This window comes from Mycobacterium sp. 4D054 (assembly GCF_052245755.1).
Lineage (GTDB): Bacteria > Actinomycetota > Actinomycetes > Mycobacteriales > Mycobacteriaceae > Mycobacterium.
The window spans coordinates 1-677 of record NZ_JBQQCF010000165.1 but is presented as its reverse complement, the minus strand read 5'-3'; the positions used below and the strand labels follow the sequence as shown (position 1 = coordinate 677).

Below are 677 nucleotides of genomic sequence, written 5' to 3'. Positions count from 1 at the left end.
GGTCAAGTCCAGGGACGTGGTGTACGACGTCGTCGTGTGATTCTTCGAGGTGATGGTTCAGGTGGTCAGTGCCGCGGGGGTGGCCTCCTGTTCGGTCGGGGTGTCGTTGACGGTGCGTGATTTGCTCAGGACGTCGAGGCCGAGGTAGCGCCGGGATTCGGCCCATTCGTCGTGTTGTTCGGCCAGGACGGCGCCGACGAGGCGGATCAGGGCGTTGCGGTCGGGGAAGATGCCCACGACGTCGGTGCGCCGGCGGATCTCTTTGTTGAGCCGTTCCTGCGGGTTGTTGGACCAGATCTGGCGCCAGATCTGCTTGGGGAACGCGGTGAACGCCAACAGGTCCGGTCGGGCCGCTTCGAGGTGATCGGCCACCTTGGGCAGCTTGTCGGCGAGCGCGTCGATGATCCGGTCGTATTGTGCAGCAACAGATTCAGCGTCGGGTTGGTCGAACACCGAATGCAATAGGGTGCGTACCCAGGGCCAGGACGCCTTCGGTGTGACGCTCATCAGATTCGTCGTGTAGTGCGTGCGGCAGCGCTGCCACGCCGCGCCGGGCAGAGTGGCTCCGATCGCGGCCACCAGCCCGGCGTGGGCGTCACTGGTAACCAGCTTCACCCCAGACAGCCCGCGGGCGGTCAGCGACCGCCAGAACGTCAGCCAGCCCGCGCCGTCCTCGG

The 677-nt window shown here is 66.0% G+C and carries 1 protein-coding gene; it reads right to left on the bottom strand.

Annotated elements, in window-relative coordinates; genetic code table 11:
* Positions 1 to 57: 57 nt before the first annotated feature.
* Positions 58 to 677 (bottom strand): IS256 family transposase (locus tag ACTWP6_RS30405; RefSeq protein WP_443189651.1); only part of this gene is annotated, 620 nt, incomplete at its 5' end.